Origin of the sequence: Lutibacter sp. Hel_I_33_5 (assembly GCF_007827455.1) — a bacterium.
Lineage (GTDB): Bacteria > Bacteroidota > Bacteroidia > Flavobacteriales > Flavobacteriaceae > Polaribacter.
The window spans coordinates 1,464,531-1,487,745 of the sequence record NZ_VISM01000001.1 but is presented as its reverse complement, the minus strand read 5'-3'; the positions used below and the strand labels follow the sequence as shown (position 1 = coordinate 1,487,745).

21 protein-coding genes and 1 pseudogene are annotated in these 23,215 nt (G+C 29.9%); 5 read left to right on the top strand and 17 right to left on the bottom strand.

All coding sequences use genetic code 11. The features are described 5' to 3' along the window. Window positions 1-48: 48 nt before the first annotated feature. From OD91_RS06670 to OD91_RS06650, 5 genes are all read right to left on the bottom strand, one after another. Window positions 49-873 carry an alpha/beta hydrolase gene (locus OD91_RS06670; protein WP_144895609.1) on the bottom strand — a complete coding sequence of 275 codons (825 nt, stop codon included), beginning with the start codon at window positions 871-873 and terminating at the stop codon, window positions 49-51. Beyond that, entirely contained in the window at window positions 870-1,109 is a 240-nt protein-coding gene (locus OD91_RS06665; RefSeq protein ID WP_144895608.1) for a hypothetical protein, read from the bottom strand. The genes OD91_RS06670 and OD91_RS06665 overlap by 4 nt, the downstream gene beginning before the upstream one ends. A 20-nt stretch (window positions 1,110-1,129) precedes the next feature. After that, window positions 1,130-2,431 (bottom strand): anthranilate synthase component I family protein, encoded by a 1,302-nt coding sequence (locus tag OD91_RS06660; protein WP_144895607.1) that lies wholly within the window; start codon window positions 2,429-2,431, stop codon window positions 1,130-1,132. A gap of 23 nt (window positions 2,432-2,454) precedes the next feature. After that, entirely contained in the window at window positions 2,455-3,570 is a 1,116-nt protein-coding gene (locus OD91_RS06655; RefSeq protein ID WP_144895606.1) for a hypothetical protein, read from the bottom strand. 320 nt (window positions 3,571-3,890) lie between these two features. Beyond that, window positions 3,891-4,844, bottom strand: a complete 954-nt coding sequence (locus tag OD91_RS06650; protein WP_144895605.1) for a Fic family protein — start codon at window positions 4,842-4,844, stop codon at window positions 3,891-3,893. A gap of 130 nt (window positions 4,845-4,974) precedes the next feature. Here OD91_RS06650 and OD91_RS06645 point away from each other — a divergent pair. Continuing rightward, a pseudogene (locus OD91_RS06645) lies at window positions 4,975-5,538 on the top strand (IS110 family transposase); the annotation flags it as partial. A 49-nt stretch (window positions 5,539-5,587) separates the two neighbouring features. On the opposite strand, the gene OD91_RS06640 reads toward OD91_RS06645, so the two are convergent. Together OD91_RS06640 and OD91_RS06635 are read right to left on the bottom strand one after the other, a co-directional pair. After that, complete coding sequence (locus OD91_RS06640) at window positions 5,588-6,100, bottom strand: hypothetical protein (protein WP_144895604.1); 513 nt, start codon at window positions 6,098-6,100, stop codon at window positions 5,588-5,590. Between the two features lie 161 nt (window positions 6,101-6,261). Continuing rightward, complete coding sequence (locus OD91_RS06635; protein WP_144895603.1) at window positions 6,262-6,987, bottom strand: DUF6090 family protein; 726 nt, start codon at window positions 6,985-6,987, stop codon at window positions 6,262-6,264. 371 nt (window positions 6,988-7,358) lie between these two features. On the opposite strand from OD91_RS06635, the gene OD91_RS06630 reads away from it, so the two are divergent. Beyond that, a complete protein-coding gene (locus tag OD91_RS06630; protein WP_144894406.1) occupies window positions 7,359-8,330 on the top strand; it encodes an IS110 family transposase in 972 nt (323 codons plus the stop codon). Window positions 8,331-8,380: 50 nt separating this feature from the next. Here OD91_RS06630 and OD91_RS06625 read toward each other — a convergent pair whose 3' ends face one another. Next, window positions 8,381-9,253: an alpha/beta fold hydrolase gene (locus OD91_RS06625; RefSeq protein ID WP_144895602.1), complete on the bottom strand. Its 873-nt coding sequence runs from the start codon at window positions 9,251-9,253 to the stop codon at window positions 8,381-8,383. Window positions 9,254-9,619: 366 nt separating this feature from the next. On the opposite strand from OD91_RS06625, the gene OD91_RS06620 reads away from it, so the two are divergent. Next, window positions 9,620-10,591, top strand: a complete 972-nt coding sequence (locus OD91_RS06620; protein WP_144894406.1) for an IS110 family transposase — start codon at window positions 9,620-9,622, stop codon at window positions 10,589-10,591. A 44-nt stretch (window positions 10,592-10,635) separates the two neighbouring features. Here OD91_RS06620 and OD91_RS06615 read toward each other — a convergent pair whose 3' ends face one another. From OD91_RS06615 to lpdA, 7 genes are all read right to left on the bottom strand, one after another. Continuing rightward, on the bottom strand, window positions 10,636-11,931 hold the full coding sequence (locus OD91_RS06615) for an amidohydrolase family protein (protein WP_144895601.1): 1,296 nt from the start codon (window positions 11,929-11,931) through the stop codon (window positions 10,636-10,638). A gap of 160 nt (window positions 11,932-12,091) precedes the next feature. Continuing rightward, on the bottom strand, window positions 12,092-12,823 hold the full coding sequence (locus OD91_RS06610) for a hypothetical protein (protein ID WP_144895600.1): 732 nt from the start codon (window positions 12,821-12,823) through the stop codon (window positions 12,092-12,094). 146 nt (window positions 12,824-12,969) lie between these two features. Then, window positions 12,970-13,776, bottom strand: coding sequence for an SDR family oxidoreductase (locus OD91_RS06605; protein ID WP_144895599.1), 807 nt, complete (start codon window positions 13,774-13,776; stop codon window positions 12,970-12,972). 13 nt (window positions 13,777-13,789) lie between these two features. Then, complete coding sequence (locus OD91_RS06600) at window positions 13,790-14,473, bottom strand: hypothetical protein (RefSeq protein ID WP_144895598.1); 684 nt, start codon at window positions 14,471-14,473, stop codon at window positions 13,790-13,792. 52 nt (window positions 14,474-14,525) lie between these two features. Further along, window positions 14,526-15,089, bottom strand: coding sequence for a TetR/AcrR family transcriptional regulator (locus tag OD91_RS06595; RefSeq protein ID WP_144895597.1), 564 nt, complete (start codon window positions 15,087-15,089; stop codon window positions 14,526-14,528). 162 nt (window positions 15,090-15,251) lie between these two features. Further along, window positions 15,252-16,436 carry a site-specific integrase gene (locus OD91_RS06590; protein WP_144895596.1) on the bottom strand — a complete coding sequence of 395 codons (1,185 nt, stop codon included), beginning with the start codon at window positions 16,434-16,436 and terminating at the stop codon, window positions 15,252-15,254. Between the two features lie 111 nt (window positions 16,437-16,547). Continuing rightward, window positions 16,548-17,948: a dihydrolipoyl dehydrogenase gene (gene lpdA, locus OD91_RS06585; RefSeq protein WP_144895595.1), complete on the bottom strand. Its 1,401-nt coding sequence runs from the start codon at window positions 17,946-17,948 to the stop codon at window positions 16,548-16,550. Window positions 17,949-18,054: 106 nt separating this feature from the next. Between lpdA and OD91_RS06580 the strand changes: the two genes are divergently transcribed. Both OD91_RS06580 and OD91_RS06575 read left to right on the top strand, forming a co-directional pair. Further along, complete coding sequence (locus tag OD91_RS06580) at window positions 18,055-18,528, top strand: heme-binding domain-containing protein (RefSeq protein WP_144895594.1); 474 nt, start codon at window positions 18,055-18,057, stop codon at window positions 18,526-18,528. Continuing rightward, window positions 18,529-19,773: a glycosyltransferase family 4 protein gene (locus OD91_RS06575; RefSeq protein ID WP_255513193.1), complete on the top strand. Its 1,245-nt coding sequence runs from the start codon at window positions 18,529-18,531 to the stop codon at window positions 19,771-19,773. Here OD91_RS06575 and OD91_RS06570 read toward each other — a convergent pair. Beyond that, entirely contained in the window at window positions 19,763-20,989 is a 1,227-nt protein-coding gene (locus tag OD91_RS06570) for a carboxypeptidase-like regulatory domain-containing protein (protein ID WP_144895593.1), read from the bottom strand. The genes OD91_RS06575 and OD91_RS06570 overlap by 11 nt on opposite strands. 64 nt (window positions 20,990-21,053) lie before the next feature. Beyond that, entirely contained in the window at window positions 21,054-23,072 is a 2,019-nt protein-coding gene (locus OD91_RS06565; protein ID WP_144895592.1) for a M3 family metallopeptidase, read from the bottom strand. Window positions 23,073-23,215: the final 143 nt, after the last annotated feature.

Sequence of the window (23,215 nt, the reverse complement as noted above, 5' to 3'; positions counted from 1 at the left end):
ATCTAAATTTCATGTGAGATTCTGAAACAAGTTCAGAACGACTTTAAATTAAAGTTGAGAATTTAACCAATCTACAACATCTTGAAGCATTTCATCTTTACAAAGATCGTTATGCAATTCGTGATATCCGTCTTCGTATAATTTTAATGAAGCTTTTTTGCTTTTTTTAGTAAAATCTTCGGATCCTTTAAAATCGATAATTTTATCGCTTGTTCCATGAAATAATTTCATTGGAGTTTTTAAATTTGCAGCATTTTCTATTGCCCATTTTCCAGTATCTATAAAGGTTAGAGAAAAGTTCGGACTTATTTTATCATGTACTAAAGGATCGTCAATGTATTTCTGAACTTCAACTTTATCTCTTGAAATATCATTTGCATCTAATTCATTTCCTAAAGTAATAGAAGGAGCAATTTTTTGCATGATTTTTCCTAAAGAAATTTTCCAACTTGGTGGTTGAAAGGCAAGTTTTAAAAACGGACTTGTTGCAATTGTTCCAGTTATTTCATTATCTTTTTTAAGTGTATAATTAATAACTGTATTTCCTCCCATCGAATGTCCATATAAAAAAACTGGTTTGTTTGGAAAAGAGTTTTTCGCTTTTTCGATTACTTCAGAAATACTTTCTAAAACGGCATCATAACTTGGATTATGACCTCTTTTTCCTGAAGTTTTTCCATGTCCAAAATGATCGAAACCAACAACAGAATATTCATTTTCTAGTAGTTTTGGAATTACAGAACTCGTATACCTTGAAACATGTTCGCCCATTCCGTGCACTAAAACTACAACTGCTTTTGTACTTTTTGCTTCCCAAATTTGACCTGAAAAATCAGTTTTATAAATATTGAAAGTAAATTCTGAATGTTTCATAAGTGTTGTTTTTTAAGCCAAACTCTAATTTCTTTTCGTAAAGATTGTTCGGGTTTTGGTAACGGAATTGTTTTGCCAAATTGTTTACTTCTATTAAATTTAGAGAACGTAATTTTTAATTGTTTCCAATCTTCTGGATAGTTTTCTAAAAACATATTGAACATGCTTTGTTCGGTCTGTTTTTCTTTTAGAGTATCAAAAACATGTTTAAATTTTTCTTCTTTGTTAAGAATCATTTGTAAATATAACTAAAAGTTTAATCAGAATTTAGCAAAACATATTTCATTGCTTTGGCTTTTAATAAACATTCCTCATATTCTTTTTCAGGAGTTGATTTTGCTGTGATTGCTCCGCCAACAGAATAGGAAATGTATTTTTTCTCTTGATTGTAAAGTATGCTTCTTATGACTACATTGAAGTCAAAATCACCAGTAGGAGTAAAGTAACCAACAGTACCAGAATATAATCCTCTTTTAGTTTCTTCAAGTTTTTCTATAATTTGCATGGCAGAAACTTTTGGGGCACCTGTCATACTTCCCATCGGGAACGTACTTTTAATAATGTCTATAGGATGAGTGGTTTCTTCAACTTCAGAAACAACAGTAGAAATTAATTGATGAACCTGTTTAAAAGAATATACTTTGCAGAGTTCTTCCACATTTACAGATCCTTTTTTTGCTGTTTTAGATAAGTCGTTTCTTACTAAATCTACAATCATTACATTTTCTGATATTTCTTTTTCATCACGTGCTAAATCAAAAGCAGCTTTATCATCATCAATTTTATTAATAAATCGTTTTGCAGTTCCTTTTATAGGTTGAGATATAATTTTTGTCCCTTCTTTTTTTATATAACGTTCTGGTGAAGCAGATAGTAAAAAATTATCATCAATTTTTAAAAAAGTTGCAAAAGGTGGTTCTGAAATTTGATTCAAATGTTCGTAAACTTTATATGGATCTATTGTGCAGTTTTCAACATAAAACTCTTGACAAAAATTAGCTTCGTAAATATCACCTCTATAAATGTGCTCTAAAACTTTACTTACTTTTTGATGATATTTATCTTTATGAATCCTTAACTTTATTTTGATGTCTTTACAAGAATTTATAATTTTCTGCTGCTTAGAATCTTGAATGTTTTTGAAATCATTTTCAATCTCATCATCAACCATTTTTAAGTAATGAAATTCAATAGTATTTCCTTTTATAAAAATAATTTTTTTCGGTTGAAAAAAGTATAAATCAGCAAAGTCTAATCCATCAAAATTAGTAGAAGAAAGATTTTCTACATCATTTTTTACATCATAAGAAATATAACCAAAGATATAATCATTAGTTATGGTTTGATATTCTTTTAATTTTTCAAAAGCATTATGATAATCAGTTTTTATAGAAGTGAATTCTTCAACAGCCAACCCACAATCAAAAGATGAATATTTTTGTTGATATTTATTTGAATCTAATAACAGTGCAGTGTCGAAATTTTGAGACCAAACTAAAAGATTTTGTTTAAAGTTGCCAATATTCTCAACGGAAAAAGTTCGAATTGTTCTTTGCATATACGTATGCAAAAATACAATTCTTAATTTTTAAAAATGGGTATTTTTAAACTGATTCCTGTTTGACCATCTGGTGCATTGTTTAAAAATAAATCTTCTTTAAGAAATAATGAAAGTGTGAAATTCTCTCTTCCATAAGTGTATAAAAATGTCCAAACTTGTAGTCCTTCATGTAATTTTTCTACACCGTTTTGCCAGCCAGAATGAATTTCCTGCCATTTACCTACTAAAAAATAATAGTCTCTTTCAGATGCTTTATTGTAGCTAGTTTGTAGCTGGAAATGAACGCCAAAAGAATGATAATTGTTTTTTCGAGTGTATTTTGTATATTCAATTTGAGGTTCAATTGTAAAAAGGTAGGGTCTGTTTCCTAAATCAATTACTGTTTTAAAATTGATAAGGTTTTTTCTTAAAATACTCCCTCCCAAGGCAAATCTAAATTCATTATTGTTTTTTAATGTCCATTTTTTAATTCCGTTTGCTGAAATTCCAATATCTATTGATGGATTAAATTTTGAGGTGTTAATTCCTAAGTGAGAACCAAAATTAACACGAATATCTTTTTTGTTTTTATTAATAAATGTTGGATAATAAAAATGATTAAACTCAATTCCTAGACCAAAAAAATCTCCTTCATTAAGTTCTAATACGTTGCCGTTTCTATCGGTATATTTTATGTTTACTTGATTTAAGCCATAATATCTTCTTCCAAAAGGATCCTCGCCGCCAGCAACATTGCTATGAAACCATTCAATGCTTTCATCAGACATGAAAAAAGTAAATGGGTAATTTCCTTTTGTAGCTAAATAGGAGCGAAGTGAAATGCCGAGTTCATGATTTTCAGATAAAGCAGTATTAAAGTCGACTCTAAAACTTTTAAAAACAGCATCAATTATAATATTGGTATATTCAGCCGGTGTTGTTTGCTGATCTATAAAATTAAAACGTCTATCATGCCAAATAACCTGACTTAAATGTTTTCTAATATTGGGGTCTTTTGGATAATAACCTTCAACAAATGGATGAAAAGAATTTCCAGTTTCATAATTAAAACTAAGCGTGCTTCTTTTTGGTGCAATCTCTTTAAAATTATGATTAATACGTGAACTAAACATTCCAAAATGATGCGTTGTTAGCATACTAGGCTTGTCTATCCCGTTTTTGAAATAAATGGTATCTTTTTTTTGTCCAAAACAAAAGATAATAGAAAAAAATAAAAATATAATTGTAGGATACTTTTTCACAAGGCAAAAATAGTGGAAAGTTTTCTAACGAAAAACACAACTGATTTGATTTCCCTTATAAACTAACAATTTTTAATGTACTTTAACGTTTTTGTGTATGATAGTGGCGTGTTTCAGCAACTAATTTAGTAAATAATTACTGACAAATAAAAGCCGCAAGGATTTTCGTAAGTAGGCTAGAAACAGCAATATATTATATATGTTGTTGTGCCCAGTTATTTTAAACGATAGATTGTCTTATTTTTTTTTCCTATTTTTTCAAATAAATCCAATTCAGCTCCTTTCTTTAAATCTCTACTTGCTGTTGATGAAGAAATATCTTTAAAAATATCCATATAATCTTTTCTTGTAAATTCAGTTTTATTTAATGAAACATAATAGTCTAATCTATCTTTTTCATTTAACGTTCGATTATTGAAATCTAATAGTTCACTTATTGAAATATCAATAACGTTTAGCATATATTCAATAAAATTAGTTGACTTTCCTGATTTATCACTCTCAGCTAAAGATTTATAATATTTTTCCTGGTCTTTACAGATTAGAGTTTCAAAAGGCAAAAATTCAAAGATTGGATATTTTTCCATTAAAATTAAAGTTTGCCATAATCTTCCCATTCTACCATTTCCATCCAAAAATGGATGTATAAATTCCATTTCGTAATGGAAAACACAACTTTTAATTAATTCAATTTCATCAGACTTTTTCAAATATTCAAAAAGGTCTTTCATTAAGTATGGAACATTTTCAAAAGGTGGTGCTAAATGCTCAACTTTTGAGCCTTTTACAATTCCGACACTTTGATTTCTATATTTTCCAGAATTTTCAATTAAACCTTCCATTAAGTTTTGATGTGCTTTTAAAAAGAATTTCTCATTTGAAGGATTATAATCTTCTAAGTTTTCATAGATTTTAATTGCATTTAAAACTTCAAGAATATCTTTTTTAGGACCAATAACTCTTTTGTTTTCAAGAAGTGCTGTTATTTGCTCTACTGATAGTGTGTTTCCTTCTATTTTCAAAGAAGAATGAATAGTTTTGATTCTATTCTGTTTTCTCAATTTAGGTGAAGGTCTGTTTAATAAATTAGCATTTACTTCTCCTATTTTTTCTGAAATAGAAGTTATTAATTTTAAAATAGAAGATGTTATTTTATAGGGTGGTTTCATTTATGATAATATCATTTGATACTATCAAAGATACAATCATTTATTCTGAATTATCTAATGAAACGGAATTTTTTAATTGGGCACAACGGTTTGGTATAAGCTTTGTTGCGTTTATGTTATGCTAAAAGTAAGCAATTTATTAAAAAACAAAATACATGGAGAAGAAGTTTTGGGTAATCCAAGTAAAGTAGTTACGAGCTCATTAAAAAGTAGTTTGAGACAGGTAACAAAACAAATAGAAAAGGTAGAGGCAGCATTATTAATTTTAGTAAGAAAGCTACATCAAGATGTTTTAACACGCTTAAAAACAATACCAGGAATTGGAAATAAAACAGCGCTAATGCTAGTTGTTTTAACAGATGGATTTGATCGTTTTAAAAGCGGAAGTGAATTGTGTAGTTATGCTGGATTAACTCCTGTAATTAGACAAAGTGGAAGTAGTATAAATGGACGAGCCAGAATAAGTAAAATAGGCAACCAGAAGCTTCGAAATTTATTATTTATGTGCAGTTTTAATGCTTGTAAATACAACAAGGCTTGTAGAGAAATTTATGAACGAATAGTTGCCAAAGGAAAGAGTAAAAAATTAGCATTAATAGCGGTGTGTAATAAACTATTAAAACAAGCATTTGCCATTGCTAAATCAGGATTAATATATGATGATACTTATAGAAGTACTTTAGTGAATATTTAATGAGTTTTTACTTGTTTTTTACCACAGTACTTTGTTAGCAAAAGTTTTTTTATTCATTCTTCATAAATTCAGTCACCACAGAACTTTTTTCAGATTCCATTTCGCAAGTCCAACTATCTATCCACCATCTTCCATTTTCGTAATGAAGTTGAACGCTATTCAGTCCTCTAATATTAGATTCCGTATTTGGGTCAGTTCGTATTTCAAATGCACTCCAAACTTGTGCAATATTTCCGTATTTGCTCACTTTTCTTTTAAGTTCCTTTTCGTAAAAATCCTCTTTCGGTGATAATCCGATTGGTATATATTCCGCTTCAAGACTATGCGATTCCGCTTTTCCATTTTCGTCCAATCTTGTGATTACAGCATTTTCTGAATGAATAAATTTATCTCTTTCGAATTCCCAAGGGTCACTACTCGAACCTGAAACAACATCATAATATGCATTAATTATTGCATCTATTGATTGCACATCTTTCGCATATTTATCTTCGTTCGTCTGCCCGAAAATTGAATTAAAAGCAAAAATTATGCTTAATGATGTTAGAATTATTTTGTTCATTTCAGTTGGTTTTAAATTTTTGCTAACGGTCTAGTGTATGATTTCGTTGCGTGTTTAAGCACTAAATTTAGCAAATAAATCACAGATAGAAAGTCCGCGAGGACTTTCGTAAGTAGGCTTTAACTAGCAATGAATTATACACATTGTTGTGCTTTCGTTATTTATTTTTGTTCTTTTCTAATCATTGCTTCTAATTCCATAATATTTTCTAACAAACCATTTAGCATTCTAATCTTATCATTTTCAGTATAGTTTTTAAGTCCGAAAGCATATTCAAGAGTTAAGATTATTTCCGTAGTATTTCTATTAACATTAATCCCTTGATAAGGTTCTGTATATTTTAAAAGTCTATTAAAACCAAGCTCAAAAGCCTTTTTCTGCCCTTCTAAATACAATTGGTCGTTTCCAGCTTGTTGACTAATAAGTACTTCTTTAAGTCTTTTAGATTCAATTAGTTTATTTCTTATACTTTCTGGAATTAACTTTATCTCTCCAGTTGTCTCTAACGAAGTTATTGTTTCATTGCTAAAAGTTAAATATGAAAATGTTAATTCAATTTTTCCAAGTTCCTGAATTATTTCATTAGGTTTTAATTCAGAGTTTTTAATATATTCTGTATAAGCTTCGTAAGTTGCAATACTTTTATTAAGTCTATATAATTCTCTATCTATATACTGTTTTTCCTGATTGATTTCAATTAGTATTTGTTGATAGTAACTTTGTAGTTCTTTAGCTGTTTTACGATGTTCATTCCAATTATTAATCTGAAGCGCAATCAAAATTCCAATAACGACAAGTATGATTTCTCCAATTGCGTAAATCAGATATTTGCTAAACTTATTTTCAGTTAGCAGTTTTTGTCTAATTTTTCTAAAGAATTTTATCATAGGTTAGCTGTTGGTTATAATGAAGCACAACGTGTTTGTGTATGATTTCGTTGCGTGTTTCAGCAACTAAATTAGCAAATATAAACCGAATAGAAAATCTGCGAGGATTTTCGTAAGTAGGCGAGTACTAGCAATGAATTATACACGTCTTAAGTTAGCATTTTAATAAAAAGGTTAAATTAAGCAATATAAATTAGAAAGCACAGAAGAGAGGATTAAGGTTATTATATACGGAGAGACTATTGATCTCGTCAACATTGAAAATCCCCTCTCTTTTCTACACAGATTTCGTACAGTTTTATGAGGCTTCAGACCTCGATTTTAAGTCGTTGAAACTTGCGTAGGTTGTCCTTTCGTTAAAACATTTTCTTATGAATAAAGATATTAAATATTTTGGAATAGACATTAGTCATTTAGTATTTGATGTTACAGATTCTTCTGGTAATTACTATCAGTTTAAAAACAATGTAACTGGATTTAAAAAATTTGTAAAACATCTAGATTACAATAGTCATTGTGTAATGGAAGCTACAGGTTATTACCATTACAGGTTGGCTTATTTTTTACAGGAAAACAGTATAAAAGTTTCAGTAGAAAACCCTCTGTCGGTGAAACGCTTTATCCAGATGAAGTTATCAAAAATAAAGACAGATAAAAGCGATTCAAGATTGATTTGTGAGTATGCAAAACAAGTTGAATTAAAGTTATGGCAAGGTAATTCAAAACATCAGTTAGAATGCTTACAAATGACAAGACTTCTTTCTGTGTATACAAAACAGAGTACTATGTTAAAAAACAAAATACATGGAGAAGAAGTTTTGGGCAATCCAAGTAAAGTAGTTACGAGCTCATTAAAAAGTAGTTTGAGACAGGTAACAAAACAAATAGAAAAGGTAGAAGCAGCATTATTAATTTTAGTAAGAAAGCTACATCAAGATGTTTTAACACGCTTAAAAACAATACCTGGAATTGGAAATAAAACAGCGCTAATGCTAGTTGTTTTAACAGATGGATTTGATCGTTTTAAAAGCGGAAGTGAATTGTGTAGTTATGCTGGATTAACTCCTGTAATTAGACAAAGTGGAAGTAGTATAAATGGACGAGCCAGAATAAGTAAAATAGGCAACCAGAAGCTTCGAAATTTATTATTTATGTGCAGTTTTAATGCTTGTAAATACAACAAGGCTTGTAGAGAAATTTATGAACGAATAGTTGCCAAAGGAAAGAGTAAAAAATTAGCATTAATAGCGGTGTGTAATAAACTATTAAAACAAGCATTTGCCATTGCTAAATCAGGATTAATATATGATGATACTTATAGAAGTACTTTAGTGAATATTTAATGAGTTTTTACTTGTTTTTTACCACAGTACTTTGTTAGCTACAGTTATTTCTACCATTTTGTAAAATCAGAATCAGGTCTTTTAAATGTTTTTGATAAAAATCTATTCGCAATTTCATTAAATAATTCTGGATTAGATGCAGGTGTATAATGTGTTTCGCCCGGCATTATGCATAATTGAGCTTTGGGAATATTTTCATATATTTCTAAACTATGTTTACTTTTAATTATATCTTCATCTCCAGACATTATTAATACTTTTGCTTTAATTTTTGACAAGTCTTTAATTGGGATATTTGGCTGGTCCCCCAATAGTCCGAGACGTTGTTTTTGTGAGTTCCAATTTCGAGTAGTATCGTGCTCCTGAATTTTTAACTCAACCATCTTTTTGGATTTCAAAACGTAATTAACTGCCCAAGAGTTAACAGCTGTTGAATCAGGTCTCAAATTAGCTCCCATCGCTACAATTTTTTTAATTTTTGATTTACCTGAAATTCCCATCTTCAATCCAATAATTCCACCATCACTCCATCCAATAATATTAATAGAATCTAATTTTAAGTGATTAACTATTCCTTCCCAATCTTTTGTAATTTGAACATATGTCAAAGAATCTGTTTTTAATTCAGATTTTCCTTGTCCTCTATTGTCAGCTATGATTACTCTATATTTTGATTTGAAATAATCTATTTGATTACCCATTGATTTAATACTACCACTATTTCCGTGAATAAGTAATAATGGTTCGCCTTTTCCATATTCCTCATAATAAATTTTTGCTCCATCTATTGTGATATAATTCCCAACTGTTTCATTTTCTCCATAAGGTGTGTCAAATTCAATGTTCATTTTGACTTGAGCATTGGTAATATTCCAAATCAAAGAGAAAATAAGTAGTCCTAAAAGTTTAATTGAATTTTTCATAATGTTTGTTTTTAATTGTAGCTAACGGTCTTGTATAAGATTAGTTGCGTGGTTTAGTAACTAACTTTGCAAGTACAAACCTAATAGAAAATCCGCGAGGATTTTCGTAAGTAGGCTCGAAACAAGCAATTAATTTTATACGTCTTAAGTTAGCATTTTAATAAAAAGGTTAAATTAAGCAATATAAATTAGAAAGCACAGAAGAGAGGATTAAGGTTATTATATACGGAGAGACTATTGATCTCGTCAACATTGAAAATCCCCTCTCTTTTCTACACAGATTTCGTACAGTTTTATGAGGCTTCAGACCTCGATTTTAAGTCGTTGAAACTTGCGTAGGTTGTCCTTTCGTTAAAACATTTTCTTATGAATAAAGATATTAAATATTTTGGAATAGACATTAGTCATTTAGTATTTGATGTTACAGATTCTTCTGGTAATTACTATCAGTTTAAAAACAATGTAACTGGATTTAAAAAATTTGTAAAACATCTAGATTACAATAGTCATTGTGTAATGGAAGCTACAGGTTATTACCATTACAGGTTGGCTTATTTTTTACAGGAAAACAGTATAAAAGTTTCAGTAGAAAACCCTCTGTCGGTGAAACGCTTTATCCAGATGAAGTTATCAAAAATAAAGACAGATAAAAGCGATTCAAGATTGATTTGTGAGTATGCAAAACAAGTTGAATTAAAGTTATGGCAAGGTAATTCAAAACATCAGTTAGAATGCTTACAAATGACAAGACTTCTTTCTGTGTATACAAAACAGAGTACTATGTTAAAAAACAAAATACATGGAGAAGAAGTTTTGGGCAATCCAAGTAAAGTAGTTACGAGCTCATTAAAAAGTAGTTTGAGACAGGTAACAAAACAAATAGAAAAGGTAGAAGCAGCATTATTAATTTTAGTAAGAAAGCTACATCAAGATGTTTTAACACGCTTAAAAACAATACCTGGAATTGGAAATAAAACAGCGCTAATGCTAGTTGTTTTAACAGATGGATTTGATCGTTTTAAAAGCGGAAGTGAATTGTGTAGTTATGCTGGATTAACTCCTGTAATTAGACAAAGTGGAAGTAGTATAAATGGACGAGCCAGAATAAGTAAAATAGGCAACCAGAAGCTTCGAAATTTATTATTTATGTGCAGTTTTAATGCTTGTAAATACAACAAGGCTTGTAGAGAAATTTATGAACGAATAGTTGCCAAAGGAAAGAGTAAAAAATTAGCATTAATAGCGGTGTGTAATAAACTATTAAAACAAGCATTTGCCATTGCTAAATCAGGATTAATATATGATGATACTTATAGAAGTACTTTAGTGAATATTTAATGAGTTTTTACTTGTTTTTTACCACAGTACTTTGTTGTACACCGTTATTTTGGATTATAAAGTTTACCGTTTTTGATTACCATAAAAACATTATCTATGTTTTCTATATCGCTTGTTGGGTCTGAATTCAATAAAAGTAAATTAGCTTTTTTTCCATTTTCAATTGTGCCTTCTGTTTCTAAAATTCCAGTAGCCATTGCAGAATTTTTGGTTGCTGCAACAATTCCTTCAAAAGGACTAAAACCACATTCATTAACTAATAATTTCATCTCATGTTGAACAAACGTTTTTTGGTCAGAATCACTTCCAGCTGCTACTAAAACTCCTTTTTTATAGGCTTGGTTTGTAATTCGCTTTCCAATTTCAAATCGCCAAGTATATTTAGGTCTATCTTTATATTTTTCATAGACCGTCATTGTAGCATCAAGAACCACTTTGTTATCAATCATTAATTGGTACAATTCTGAAAAGTCAAGTTTCTTAAATTCATCATCCCAATAGTTACTGCTTTTTGTGTTATTTTCAGAAATTGTCCATTTGTCGACTAGTTCTTTTCTCGATTTAAAGTATTCATAAAGCAACATATCTACATGAGACACGGAAATTACTCCAGAAGTTATTATATCAGATGGTTTTGTTGGCATTAAAGCAGTATGAGCCCAGACATTGATACCTTGATTTTTAGCCTCTTTTACAATATTATTAATTTCTCGACTTGACAAATTTGCATATAATTTTATTCCAGCTGCACCAGTACCTCTTGCTTGTGCAATTTCCAAAGTTAAATTTGAGGTACTATCAATAGCTTTCATGTAAGGCATTTTCCCACTTATACCTCCTTGTGCTGTTGCTATAGTTCTTGGGTCAGCAAAAAAATCTGGACCAGCCATTAAAGCAGAATAATAAATGTTTGGACCATCAATATCTCCAACTAAAGTGTTTCTTGAAAGGTTAGAAAGAGCTCTTGTATCACCAGCCATGTCTCTAACTGAAGTAACTCCTGTTAAAAGCATTTCTTTCAGAACTTTTTCAGCATTATCTCTTCTTTCTTCAGTTGGGTCTGTCGCAAAATGTACGTGAGCATCTATTAAACCAGGTAAAACAAACTTATTCTTTAGATTAATTGAATGTGTGCTATCGTTCTCAATAAAATTCTTTGTTGGTAAAATATCTATAATTAAACCATTGTGGATTACAATTGAATAATCTTTAAGAATCTTTTTTGAATTGACATCAATGACATTTAAATTATGCAGAGCATAATTGTCAAAACTAAATTGTGCACTACAGATTGAGGTTATAAAAAAAGTTATTGCAATTAATGATTTAATATATTTCATTGGTTTTGGTTAATGGTGTACAACGTGTTTGTACAAGATTAGTTGCTGTGGTTAAGAAAAGAATTTACTAAATAAAAAACTAACCAAGAAAGTCCTCGAGGACTTTCGTAAGTAGGCTAGAAACAAAGCAATTAATTTTGTAAGGTGTTGGGCACAGTATTTATTCGCATTTTTTTACTTTAATATCTCTTATCGTGTCAAATTTCCGTTCATATTTAAAATTAAACTTTTCAGTCAAGTCACTATAAGTAGAAACGTAAAATTCTAAAAATGAGTATTGTTCATCTTCGTTTGTCGCAATTCCATTTTCGTCTCTTATAATTCCTGTACTTCCTGTTCGTCCCCAATGAAAAACTCCGAGTTTGTCTCTTGGTGGTTCATTAGGATTTTTTTCGGTTGTCCATTCTTCATTAAAATCTCTGACATCCATTTTCGGTAATTCAGTTTTCTTTCCGTTTTTGTCAATTAAGTAATAATTATGGTCGATTAAGCCATATTTTAGGTCATTAGTCAACAGTAAAATTCCGTCATTTGGGATTTCATAAATCAGTCCATTTTCCGTTCTATCGAGTAAGATTCCGCAATCTTTTTTGTGAATTATATTAACTCTTCCTCTATAGTCATTTGGTATTAAGAAGGTTTCTGGTCCGACAGTATTAATACTTCTCCAAATTGGCCAAAAAGCAATTATTCCGATAATGAAAAGTCCGATTGGTATTAATCTTTGTTTCCAAGTCTTTTTAGAAACTAAAATCAAAATAATTCCAACTACAAAAATTGGTAATCCGATTATTGCAAAGAACGAAGCGAAAGTCAGTCCAAAAGCTCCGACTGCAAGTAGAATTAGTCCACTATAAAATAAGAAGTTACTCGTTTTATCAGTCATTTTCATATTGCGCCCAACGTTTAGTATAAGAGAAGTAGCGGATTTAACACACTTACCATTCGAGCAGCAAGATAATTAATTAAATGTAAGAGCGGCTCGAGCATACACCCAAACCGCTATTGCTTTTATACATTGTTGTACCCAGTTATTTTTCAGATTTTGTTGTTTGAAATTGCTTTTCTTATCATCCAGCCATTCATTTTACTAAATCCTTTAATAGAAAAAACTCTTTTAGCCATAAAGACCATCATTTTGTTCATAAATCCGGGGATTATTGTTCCTTTTTTTCCAAGGTTATTTAATGCTATTAAAGCAACTTCTGATGGTTTCATACTTTTCATAGGCAGTTTTGACCAATCAATTCCATTATCAGCAACCATATTAGTTTCTGTTAATCCAGGTGCAAGAACACTTATGTCTACATTATGCATTTTAAGTTCAGGATATAAAGAAAGTCCTAAATTATGAACATAGGATTTTGTTGCTGCATAATTACTGAAATACGGTGTTGCCATTAGTCCAGCCATACTTGATACTAATAGAATACCACCTTTCTTAATTTTAGCCATTTTTCTCGCAAAGTGATTTGTTAACAGATAAGTAGATGTAACATTAAGTTTTATCATTTGCAATTCCTTGCCTTCATTGATTTTGAGAAAACTCCCATTATTTTCCATTCCAGCGCAATGAATTAGTAATCCGATTGACTGATTTTCAATTTCAGATAAAAATTTATTTATTGCATTTTCATCTGATAAATCAACTGAGAATATTTGAGGTTTAACATTGTGTTCTTCAAAAATAGCTTTTGCCGTTTCTTTTAGTTTATCTATACTTCTTGCTATTAATATAGGCTCTATTCCTTGTTTAGCAAGCTCATTAGCAAAAGCTTTTCCCATTCCAGAAGAACCTCCAGTCACTAAAGCTTTGGTTCCGTATTTGTTTTTTAAGTTATTCATGTTATTTAGTTCTTTAATCGTTAAATACTGATGATTTGTACATTGTGATTCCTGTTGCAAAATAGAACACGAAAAGGACTGTTATAAATCCTGCTGTAAGTTCAAAGTTCTTGAATAATAAGATAGCTAAAGTGCCTGTACTATATCCAAGTAGTGCTAAAAACCCTAAAGCGATTGCAGTGATACCCAATATTTTAAATTTTGGTCGTAGATAAAACCCTAAAATTCCAGTACTTAATAAACAAAACGCAAACCCAAGTCCACCATAACTTGTTGCCATATGGTGTATGACTTCAAAGAGTGGCGTCATAGTATTTTGATATGAAACTGAAGCGACAATATATTCGTGAGCCATTTCTGGTAATACCAAGCCGTGTAAGACTACACCTATCGTATAAAATAATTGCCCTATGAAAAAAACTATAAGAGATAAAGTAAGCAACTTATTTGATGTACGCTTTTTAAGTTCTTGATATAAAGTGTAAAAACCAAGCAAAAATAATGGGGTGGCAAAATATACCATTGTATGAGATATATAGTATCCGTTAGTTTGTGCTATTAGAATAGTTTCAGACAAGTCTTTAGGTGGATAACCCGTAATACCAACCTCTAAGTATATTGGTATCATTCTTATCATATTTAAAAACGCTCCTAAGATTAATGCAATTGCTCCAATTTTTTTGTTTGATTTTTTCATTTCATTTGTTGTTTAAAACTAAACGATTGTTTAGTTATTGATTAAATTTTTTTTATAGTCTATTAAATGTGTTTTCTATATAATTATGAAGTTGAGTCTCACTACATATTCTTGATGCAGTAGCCAATCCAATCATAGATATTAATAAATAATCAGCTTGATTTTCAATAGTTTTTTCATCTTTATTTTGATGTTGTTTAAGGTTACTTAAAAATAACTGTCTAATTTCAATACTAAATTTTTCGATTTCCGTCAAAATCAATTGGTTTGCATCTTTATTGACTTCGTTAGCAGTGTTAGTTATTAAACACCCTTTACAATGTCCTTTGTCATGTGAAAAAGGAATAAAATCATAGAAATATTCTTTTATTCCAGTAACACCATTGTCTGAAAATTTTAATTTATTGGTTATCTCTCCTAATTTTCTTCTATAAAGTTTCATTGCAGCTACAAAGAGCCCATTTTTATTGCCAAAACTTGAGTAAATAGAAAACTTGTTAATACCCATTTCTTCCTCAAGCATTTGCATAGAAGTTGTTTCATAACCTTTTTTCCAGAATAAATCCATTGCCTTTTCGACAACTTCTTCTTCAATATATTCTTTTTTTCGAGCCATTGCTTCTATTTACATAACAAAACTAAACAATCGGTTAGAAATAAAAAAACATTCTTGCTTTTATTTCAGAATTTCAATGCATTTAGTCGAATTTGAGTAGGGAAGTTGTTGCTTGGGTTAATTGGGTACAACTAGTTATATCCAATCAAATATATGGATTTATTATGTTAATTTACGGGATAAAAGAACATTCGCTTTGTTATTATCCGTTTGTTTTATTTTTTTAATCGCCATGTCTAAAGGGTTAGAAATTTCTAATAAGTCCTTTCGTTTTACATGCGTGTAGATCATAGTTGTTTCTGGTCTTGCATGCCCTAATAAAGATTGTATATAGCGTATATCAACTCCATTTTCTAATAAATGGGTAGCATAACTATGTCGTAAAGTATGAGGTGTAACTACTTTGCTAATTTTTGCGAGTTTACAACTTCGTTTTAAAAATTGTCGAACACTTTCTGCACTATATTTTTCACCTTCTTTTCCTTCAATAAAATAGTTTATTGGAGAAAACGTATAAAAATAATTGGAGAATAAAGGTAGAAAACTATCAGCTAAACTAACATATCTATCTTTTCTTCCCTTACTATTTTCTATTCGTAACTGTTTTCTGTCAACATCAATATTTTTTAATTTTAAATTTATCAACTCACTAATCCGTAATCCACAGGAATATAATAAAGTGATAGCAGCTCTATGTTTTAAGTTTTTTGTAAAACGTATAATATCTAAAACTTCTTCTTGTGATATAACGTTAGGAAGTCTTCTATGCTTTTTTGGTCTAACCAGTTCTAAACTATTTATTTGTGTAGTAGAACAAAAGACAATAAATACTTTTAAAGCACTTATAAATTGTCTTTGGGTACTAACAGCATAATTCCGTTTAATAAAAATAGTTTCTATATAGATTTCAACATCCCTATTATTAATTTCAGAAAGTGGTTTCTTATGATAAAAAGAAATAAAATCGGCTACATAAAAAGTATAGGAATCCATGGTGCTTTTACTATATCGTTTACCTCTTAAATACTTATAAAAATCATTTAAAAACTCTTTTTGAGTAGCATCTAAATTTCTCTTAATAGGTTCATTCTTTTTAATAATGTTGATTTGTTTTTTAAAAAACTGACTACTATCAATGATAGTGATATCTTTAAATAAAGTGTGTAGAGTTTGAAGGTTTTCTGGATTGTTTTTTAGATGCCAAGCTTTTAAAGTCTGACTCCATCGGATCCCTTTAATAGATTTTATAAGAGCAATTAACTTTTCATTATAATCAAATTTAATAATGATAAGATGTTCTTTTTTATGATATCCTTTGGATATAAAAAGCGTAGGTAATTTTTTCATTTTCAGTGCAATTACCTCAAATTTAAGAAATATTTTTTAATAGGTGCCTGTTTTTAAAACAAAAATAAGCAACCAAATTGGTTGCTTTTTTGTTTTTATTAAAGAATGCTTTTAGGCATTTAATGGCATTCCATCCCAAGCAGCTTTAGCAGCTTCTTTTATAGCTTCTGAATATGTTGGATGTCCATGACATATTCTTGCTAAATCTTCGGCAGAAGCTCTATATTCCATGGCAACAGCTGCTTCCATAATTAAATCGGCAGCACGTGCGCCAACAATATGAACTCCTAAAACTTCATCAGTATTTTTATCAGCTAAAACTTTTACAAATCCGTCAATATCTCCACTAGCTCTAGAGCGTCCTAAAGCACGCATAGAAAATTTACCAGACTTGTAATCTACGCCAGCATCTTTTAACTCTTGCTCAGTTTTTCCAACTGCAGCAACTTCTGGCCATGTATACACAATACCTGGTATTAAATTATAATCAATATGAGGTTTTTGTCCTGCTAAAAATTCAGCAACAACAACACCTTCTTCTTCAGCTTTATGCGCTAACATGGCTCCACGAACAACATCACCAATCGCATAAATATTTGAAACATTGGTTTGTAAATGATCGTTTACATCAATCTGTCCTCTTTCGGTAACTTTTACTCCTGCTTTTTCTAATCCTAAACCAGCAGTATATGCTTTTCTACCAACAGAAACTAAACAGTAATCTCCTGTAAAAGTAACTTCTTCACCTTTTTTATTGGTAGCGGTTACAACTACTTCATCACCTTTTCTTTCAACAGCAGTTACACCATGACTTGCATTAATTTTCATTCCTTGTTTCTTCAAAACTTTGTTTAGTTCTTTAGAAACATCAGCATCCATTGTTGGAGTAATTTTTGGAGCGTACTCAATTACTGTAACATAAGCACCTAAACGCTTATAAACAGAACCTAATTCAAGTCCAATAACACCACCACCAATAACTAATAAATGTTTTGGAACTTCTTTTAGCTTTAATGCCTCTGTAGAAGTTATTACTCGCTCTTTATCAATAGTAATAAATGGTAATGACGATGGTTTAGAACCCGTTGCAATAATAATATTTGTTCCTTCAATTATTTCTGATGAACCATCATTCTTGGCAATCTTAACATGCGTAGCATCTTCAAAAGAACCTAAACCTTCATAAACAGTAATCTTGTTTTTGTCCATTAAATATTTGATTCCGCCAGTTGTAGTTTCAACAACTTTTGCTTTTCTATCAACCATTTTCCCAAAATCAAAAGAAGGCTTTTCTACAGAAATTCCATGTTCTTCAAAATGATTTACAGCATCATAATAATGATGAGAAGAATCTAATAATGCTTTCGAAGGAATACATCCAACATTTAAACATGTGCCGCCTAAAGTTGAATATTTTTCTATAATTGCTACATTAGAACCTAATTGTGCCGCTCTAACTGCAGCAATATATCCTCCAGGACCAGAACCAATAACGATTAAATCGTACTTCATGAGTTGTATTTTTTATTCAAAATATTACAGCAAAATTACATATAAATGTTGATAAAATTAAATTTAGGTAGAATTACTATCTTTAAACTTTTAAAAATAAATCTTTATGAAAATTCTGAAGAAAATTGGTTGGTTATTATTGATTGTTTTTATCATTGCTCAATTTTTTAGACCTGATAAAAATGAAGGAAGTTATGCTTCTTTAGATGCATTTATTGCGGAAACAAATCCGCCAGAAAATGTAAAAAAAGTTTTAAAAGAAAGTTGTTTCGATTGTCATAGTAATGTGACAAAATATCCTTGGTATAATAGTGTTACACCAATAAATTATTGGTTAGCAGATCATGTTAAAGTTGGGAAAAAGAAACTCAATTTTTCTAAATGGGCTGAATATTCATTGAAAAGAAAAGAGCATAAAATGGATGAAGTACATGAAGAAGTAGAAAAGAAAAACATGCCTTTAGATTCGTATACTTGGACGCATGGTGAAGCTAATTTAACGCAAGAACAAATTGCTGAAATTGTGGATTGGGGTAAAAAAGTTCAGGCAAATTATAAAGATCAACTAAACGCAAAATAATTGAAAAAGGCCATTTTAATTATTGGAACTGTATGGGTAGAACCTAATTCTTCTGCTGCAGGTTCTAGAATGATGCAATTAATTGAACTGTTTTTAAAACAAAATTACACGGTAACTTTTGCGTCTACTTCACAAAAAAACGACAATGCTTTTGATTTAAACTCGATTGGAGTAGAAGAAGTCATTATTCAATTGAATAATGCTTCTTTTGATGAATTTGTAAAAGAGTTAAATCCAACCATTGTGTTATTTGATCGTTTTATGATTGAAGAACAATTTGGTTGGCGAGTTGCAGAAAACTGTCCGAAAGTATTACGGGTTTTAGATACTGAGGATTTACATTTTTTAAGAAAAGTAAGACATCAACAGTTAAAAAAAGGAGAAGTTTTTACTAATGAAGTTTTATTAAAATCTGATGAAGCAAAACGCGAAATAGCGTCAATTTTGCGTTGCGATCTAAGTTTAATCATCTCAACTTTTGAAATGGATTTACTTAAATCTGTTTTTAAGATTGATGAAAGATTACTCTATTATTTACCTTTTTTATTAGGTGAAATTAACGAACATCAAATTAACCAATGGAAATCTTTTGAAGAAAGAAATCACTTTGTTTTTATTGGTAATTTTTATCACAAACCTAATATTGATGCAGTAATTACGTTAAAAAATCATGTTTGGAATTCAATTAAAAAACAATTACCAAATGCAGAGGTTCATATTTATGGAGCCTATGTAAATCAACAAATCCAAGATTTACATAATCAAAAAGATGGTTTTATCATTAAAGGTTTTGCAGAGAATGCACTAGATGTTGTTGCAAATGCAAAAGTAGTTTTAGTTCCGCTACGTTTTGGAGCAGGAATTAAAGGAAAATTAACAGAAGCTATGATTTGTGGAACACCAAGTGTAACTACATCAATTGGTTCAGAAGGAATGCATAATAATTTACCTTGGAATGGTTTTATTGAAGATGATTTTGAAGAGTTTGCGAAAAAAGCAGTTGAATTATATATCAACAATAATATTTGGAGGAATGCTCAAAAAAACGGAATTGAAATCATTAATAAAATATATGATAAAGAACAGTTAGAAACTCCTTTTATCAATACAATAAACCAACTTCAAGAAAAATTAGAAGAACATAGAAATCAAAATTTCTTAGGGAATTTACTCCAACATCAAACGTTACAGGCAACAAAATATATGAGTAAATGGATTGAAGAAAAGAATAAAACTAATTCATAGTTTTTACGGGTGGTTGATAATCTATCGGTAGCATATCAGCAATTCTTTTAAATGCCCAATATCCTTCTACCAACAAATCTAACGGGTCTAATAACATTCCAGATTTATCTAAAACAGTGGCTTTAGACAGTAAATCTAAATTAGTAATTTGATATCCAGCTTCACGAGTTTTTTTTAATTGGCTAGCTTGCAAATACGCCTTTTCTTCACCTTCTTTGGTGTAAATTACTTTTAAATAATCTTTAAAATTGATGAAGGTTTCGTTATTGTATTCTTTGGTCATACTCCCGTAGGGTACAAATTTTTTGTACAAAACTTCTTTATATTTAGGTAGAGAAATTTTACGTAAAGTAACTACAGCAGAATCTAATGCCGTTCTTGGTCTTTTTACTTTGGGGTTTAAATTTGGTGAATTATAATTATCTGTAACTATATTTCTAGCTTTTTTTATGGACTCTTCTGTCGGTCGATCTTTATTTGGTATTTTTCTAAATTGGTAGATAAAAAAACCTTCTTCTTCTAATTCTTGTTTTAATAATGCCCTCACAAAATGCATTCTAGAACCATTGTAAGCTTTCAATCGATTATCAATCCATTTTTTTGTGTTAGATTCTAAAGTATTCATCTCTAAAAAATGAAGATATCCATCATAGGAAACTCTAGAAGGTGAGTATAAAAAGTGCTGTAAATCGTAAGAAACTAAATATCCAAGACTTTTATTTTCGATTAAAATAGGTTCGGTAGACTTTGCAATTAAAGTTCCAGTATTTACATCAAAAGTAAAATATAATGATTTAGGATTTTTAATGGTACAGCCTTTAGAAACTTCACTTGTACCCAAAAAAACATGTTTAAATTCTTCAAAATGATGTTCCCAAACTTTATTATAATTGGTGTTTTTACTTGCTAAACCTTTCTGAACAAGAATAAAAGTTAATGCCGAATTATATTTGGTGATTTTTAATTTGTGTTTAATTGTGGTGTAACCAACAGAAGATATAATTAAATCGTAATTCCCTTCATCAGCAGCCAATTCAAAATATCCATTGGCATTGGTAGTAGTGTGAACTGATGTATAGTTTAAGTAAACCGTAACATTTTCTGCAGCACTTCTATTTTGATTGACCACAAAACCTTTAATAATTTCTTTTGCACTTAATAGATTAGCAAAAAGAAAACATAACAGAAATAAAGGGATAGCGCGTCTGCTGCTCATTTAATGAATTTTGGTAAAAATATAAAAATTTATCAAGTCAGTTACTTCTTGCTAGTTAAACTATTTAAATTAGCCCTGCGCGTTTTAAAAGTGCGTCTGGTTTTGGTGCTTTACCTCTAAAGCGTTTATAAAGCTTCATAGGTTTTTCTGTTCCACCTTTTGATAAAACATGCTCTTTAAATTTTGTAGCAACTTCTTTATTAAAAATTCCTTCTTCTAAGAAATATTCGAACGCATCTGCATCTAAAACTTCTGCCCATTTATAGGAATAATATCCAGCGGAATAGCCGCCTTGAAAAATATGAGAAAATGCGGTACTCATACAGTTTTCTGTAACATCAGGATATAATTTTGTATCTGCAAAAGCTTCATTTTCAAAATCTTTTACAGAGGTAATTGTCTCTGGAGACTCGCCAGCATGCCATCGCATATCTAATAATCCAAAACTTAACTGTCTTAAGGTTTGCATGCCTTCATGGAAACTAGCTGATTCTTTAATTTTTTCAACATACTCCATCGGAATTACTTCATTTGTTTCGTAATGTTTGGCAAATAATTCTAAGGCTTCTTTTTCGTAACACCAATTTTCTAAAACTTGACTTGGTAATTCAACAAAATCCCAAGAAACAGAAGTTCCAGATAAGCTTTTATACATTGTGTTTGCTAACATGCCATGTAAGGCATGACCAAATTCATGAAACAAGGTTGTAACTTCATTAAAAGTTAATAACGATGGTTTTGTAGCGGTTGGTTTTGTGAAATTACAAACGATTGAAACATGAGGTCTTTCATTAGTATTACCTTTAATTTGTTGTGATTTATAAGACGTCATCCACGCGCCATTTCGTTTTCCTTTTCTTGGATGGAAATCAGCATAAAATACCGAAATAAAATTACCAGTAGTATCAGTAACGTTATAGGTTTTTACATCTTCATGATAGGTGTCGATGGTCTTAATTTCTTCAAATTTTAAATCGAATAATTTTTCAGCGATTAGAAATACACCTTCTATAACATTCTCTAATTTAAAATAAGGTTTAAGTAATTCTTGATCTAAATTAAATAATTCTTTCTTTAATTTTTCTGAGTAATACGCAGAATCCCACTTCTGTAATTGATCTATTCCGTCTAATTTTTTTGCATAGTTTTCTAAGGAAGCAAATTCACGTTTTGCTGCAGGTTTAGCTTTTGCTAATAACTCGTTTGAAAACGCTAAAACTTTTTCTGGACTTTCTGCCATTCGTTCTTCTAAAACAAAATGTGCATGTGTTTTGTATCCTAATAGATTCGCTCTTTTATGACGAAGGTTCACAATATTTAACACAACTTTTTCATTGTTGTTTTCATTATCTTGTAATCCTTTTTTACCCATGGCAACAGCCAATTTTTTTCTTAATTCTCTTTTACAAGAATACATAACAAAAGGAATATAACTTGGATAGTCTAAGGTAAAAACCCATCCTTTTTTATCTTTAGAAAGAGCAACTTCTTTGGCAGCTTCTTTTACACTTTCTGGTAAACCAACTAAATCAGTTGAGTCTGTTAAATGCATTTCAAAAGCATTGCCATCTGCTAACACATTTTCTCCAAATTGTAATGATAATTTAGATAATTCAGTATCAATTTTTCTAAGTTCTGCTTTATGAGTATCGTTTAAATTAGCGCCATTTCTAGAAAAACCTTTGTATTGTTTTTCTAATAGCATTTCTTGCTCTGGATTTAAATCTAACGTTTCTTTTTTGTCATAGACTACTTTCACTTTTTTAAACAACTTTGTGTTTAAAATCATATCATTTTTAAATTCACTTAGCCATGGCGAAATATCTTTTGCAATTTTTTGAATCCCATCTGTAGTTTCTGCTGAATTTAAATTGAAGAAAATAGTAGTAATTCTATTCAATTTTTCACCTGTTAAATCTAACGCCACAGTAGTGTTGTTAAAAGTTGGGACTTCAGAATTCGTGATAATTACATTAATTTCTTCTTTGGCAATTTCTATTGCTTTATTAATTGCAGGTTTGTAGTGTTTTTCTTCAATTTTAGAAAACGGTGCCGTGTTAAAATCTTGTAAAAGTGGATTCATGTATATGAATTATATATTTTTTTGTAAATTTAAAAATCAATGTACAAACTTTTGGTATAAAATTTGATTAATTTTTTATATCAAAAAACTAAAATTAAATAATGTTTTTTAGTGATAATTGTATTTTAATTATCTTTGTGTCA

Excerpts from the sequence above, each read along its gene's own strand:
- OD91_RS06655 (WP_144895606.1), bottom strand. The coding sequence starts at position 3,570 with ATGCTAACAACGCATCATTTTGGAATGTTTAGTTCACGTATTAATCAT.
- OD91_RS06600 (WP_144895598.1), bottom strand. The coding sequence starts at position 14,473 with ATGAAAAAATCAAACAAAAAAATTGGAGCAATTGCATTAATCTTAGGA.
- OD91_RS06615 (WP_144895601.1), bottom strand. The coding sequence starts at position 11,931 with ATGAAATATATTAAATCATTAATTGCAATAACTTTTTTTATAACCTCA.
- OD91_RS06620 (WP_144894406.1), top strand. The coding sequence starts at position 9,620 with ATGAATAAAGATATTAAATATTTTGGAATAGACATTAGTCATTTAGTA.
- OD91_RS06570 (WP_144895593.1), bottom strand. The coding sequence starts at position 20,989 with ATGAGCAGCAGACGCGCTATCCCTTTATTTCTGTTATGTTTTCTTTTT.
- OD91_RS06605 (WP_144895599.1), bottom strand. The coding sequence starts at position 13,776 with ATGAATAACTTAAAAAACAAATACGGAACCAAAGCTTTAGTGACTGGA.
- OD91_RS06565 (WP_144895592.1), bottom strand. The coding sequence starts at position 23,072 with ATGAATCCACTTTTACAAGATTTTAACACGGCACCGTTTTCTAAAATT.
- OD91_RS06610 (WP_144895600.1), bottom strand. The coding sequence starts at position 12,823 with ATGAAAATGACTGATAAAACGAGTAACTTCTTATTTTATAGTGGACTA.
- OD91_RS06650 (WP_144895605.1), bottom strand. The coding sequence starts at position 4,844 with ATGAAACCACCCTATAAAATAACATCTTCTATTTTAAAATTAATAACT.
- OD91_RS06590 (WP_144895596.1), bottom strand. The coding sequence starts at position 16,436 with ATGAAAAAATTACCTACGCTTTTTATATCCAAAGGATATCATAAAAAA.
- OD91_RS06595 (WP_144895597.1), bottom strand. The coding sequence starts at position 15,089 with ATGGCTCGAAAAAAAGAATATATTGAAGAAGAAGTTGTCGAAAAGGCA.
- OD91_RS06660 (WP_144895607.1), bottom strand. The coding sequence starts at position 2,431 with ATGCAAAGAACAATTCGAACTTTTTCCGTTGAGAATATTGGCAACTTT.
- OD91_RS06630 (WP_144894406.1), top strand. The coding sequence starts at position 7,359 with ATGAATAAAGATATTAAATATTTTGGAATAGACATTAGTCATTTAGTA.
- OD91_RS06635 (WP_144895603.1), bottom strand. The coding sequence starts at position 6,987 with ATGATAAAATTCTTTAGAAAAATTAGACAAAAACTGCTAACTGAAAAT.
- OD91_RS06665 (WP_144895608.1), bottom strand. The coding sequence starts at position 1,109 with ATGATTCTTAACAAAGAAGAAAAATTTAAACATGTTTTTGATACTCTA.
- lpdA (WP_144895595.1), bottom strand. The coding sequence starts at position 17,948 with ATGAAGTACGATTTAATCGTTATTGGTTCTGGTCCTGGAGGATATATT.
- OD91_RS06625 (WP_144895602.1), bottom strand. The coding sequence starts at position 9,253 with ATGAAAAATTCAATTAAACTTTTAGGACTACTTATTTTCTCTTTGATT.
- OD91_RS06670 (WP_144895609.1), bottom strand. The coding sequence starts at position 873 with ATGAAACATTCAGAATTTACTTTCAATATTTATAAAACTGATTTTTCA.
- OD91_RS06640 (WP_144895604.1), bottom strand. The coding sequence starts at position 6,100 with ATGAACAAAATAATTCTAACATCATTAAGCATAATTTTTGCTTTTAAT.
- OD91_RS06580 (WP_144895594.1), top strand. The coding sequence starts at position 18,055 with ATGAAAATTCTGAAGAAAATTGGTTGGTTATTATTGATTGTTTTTATC.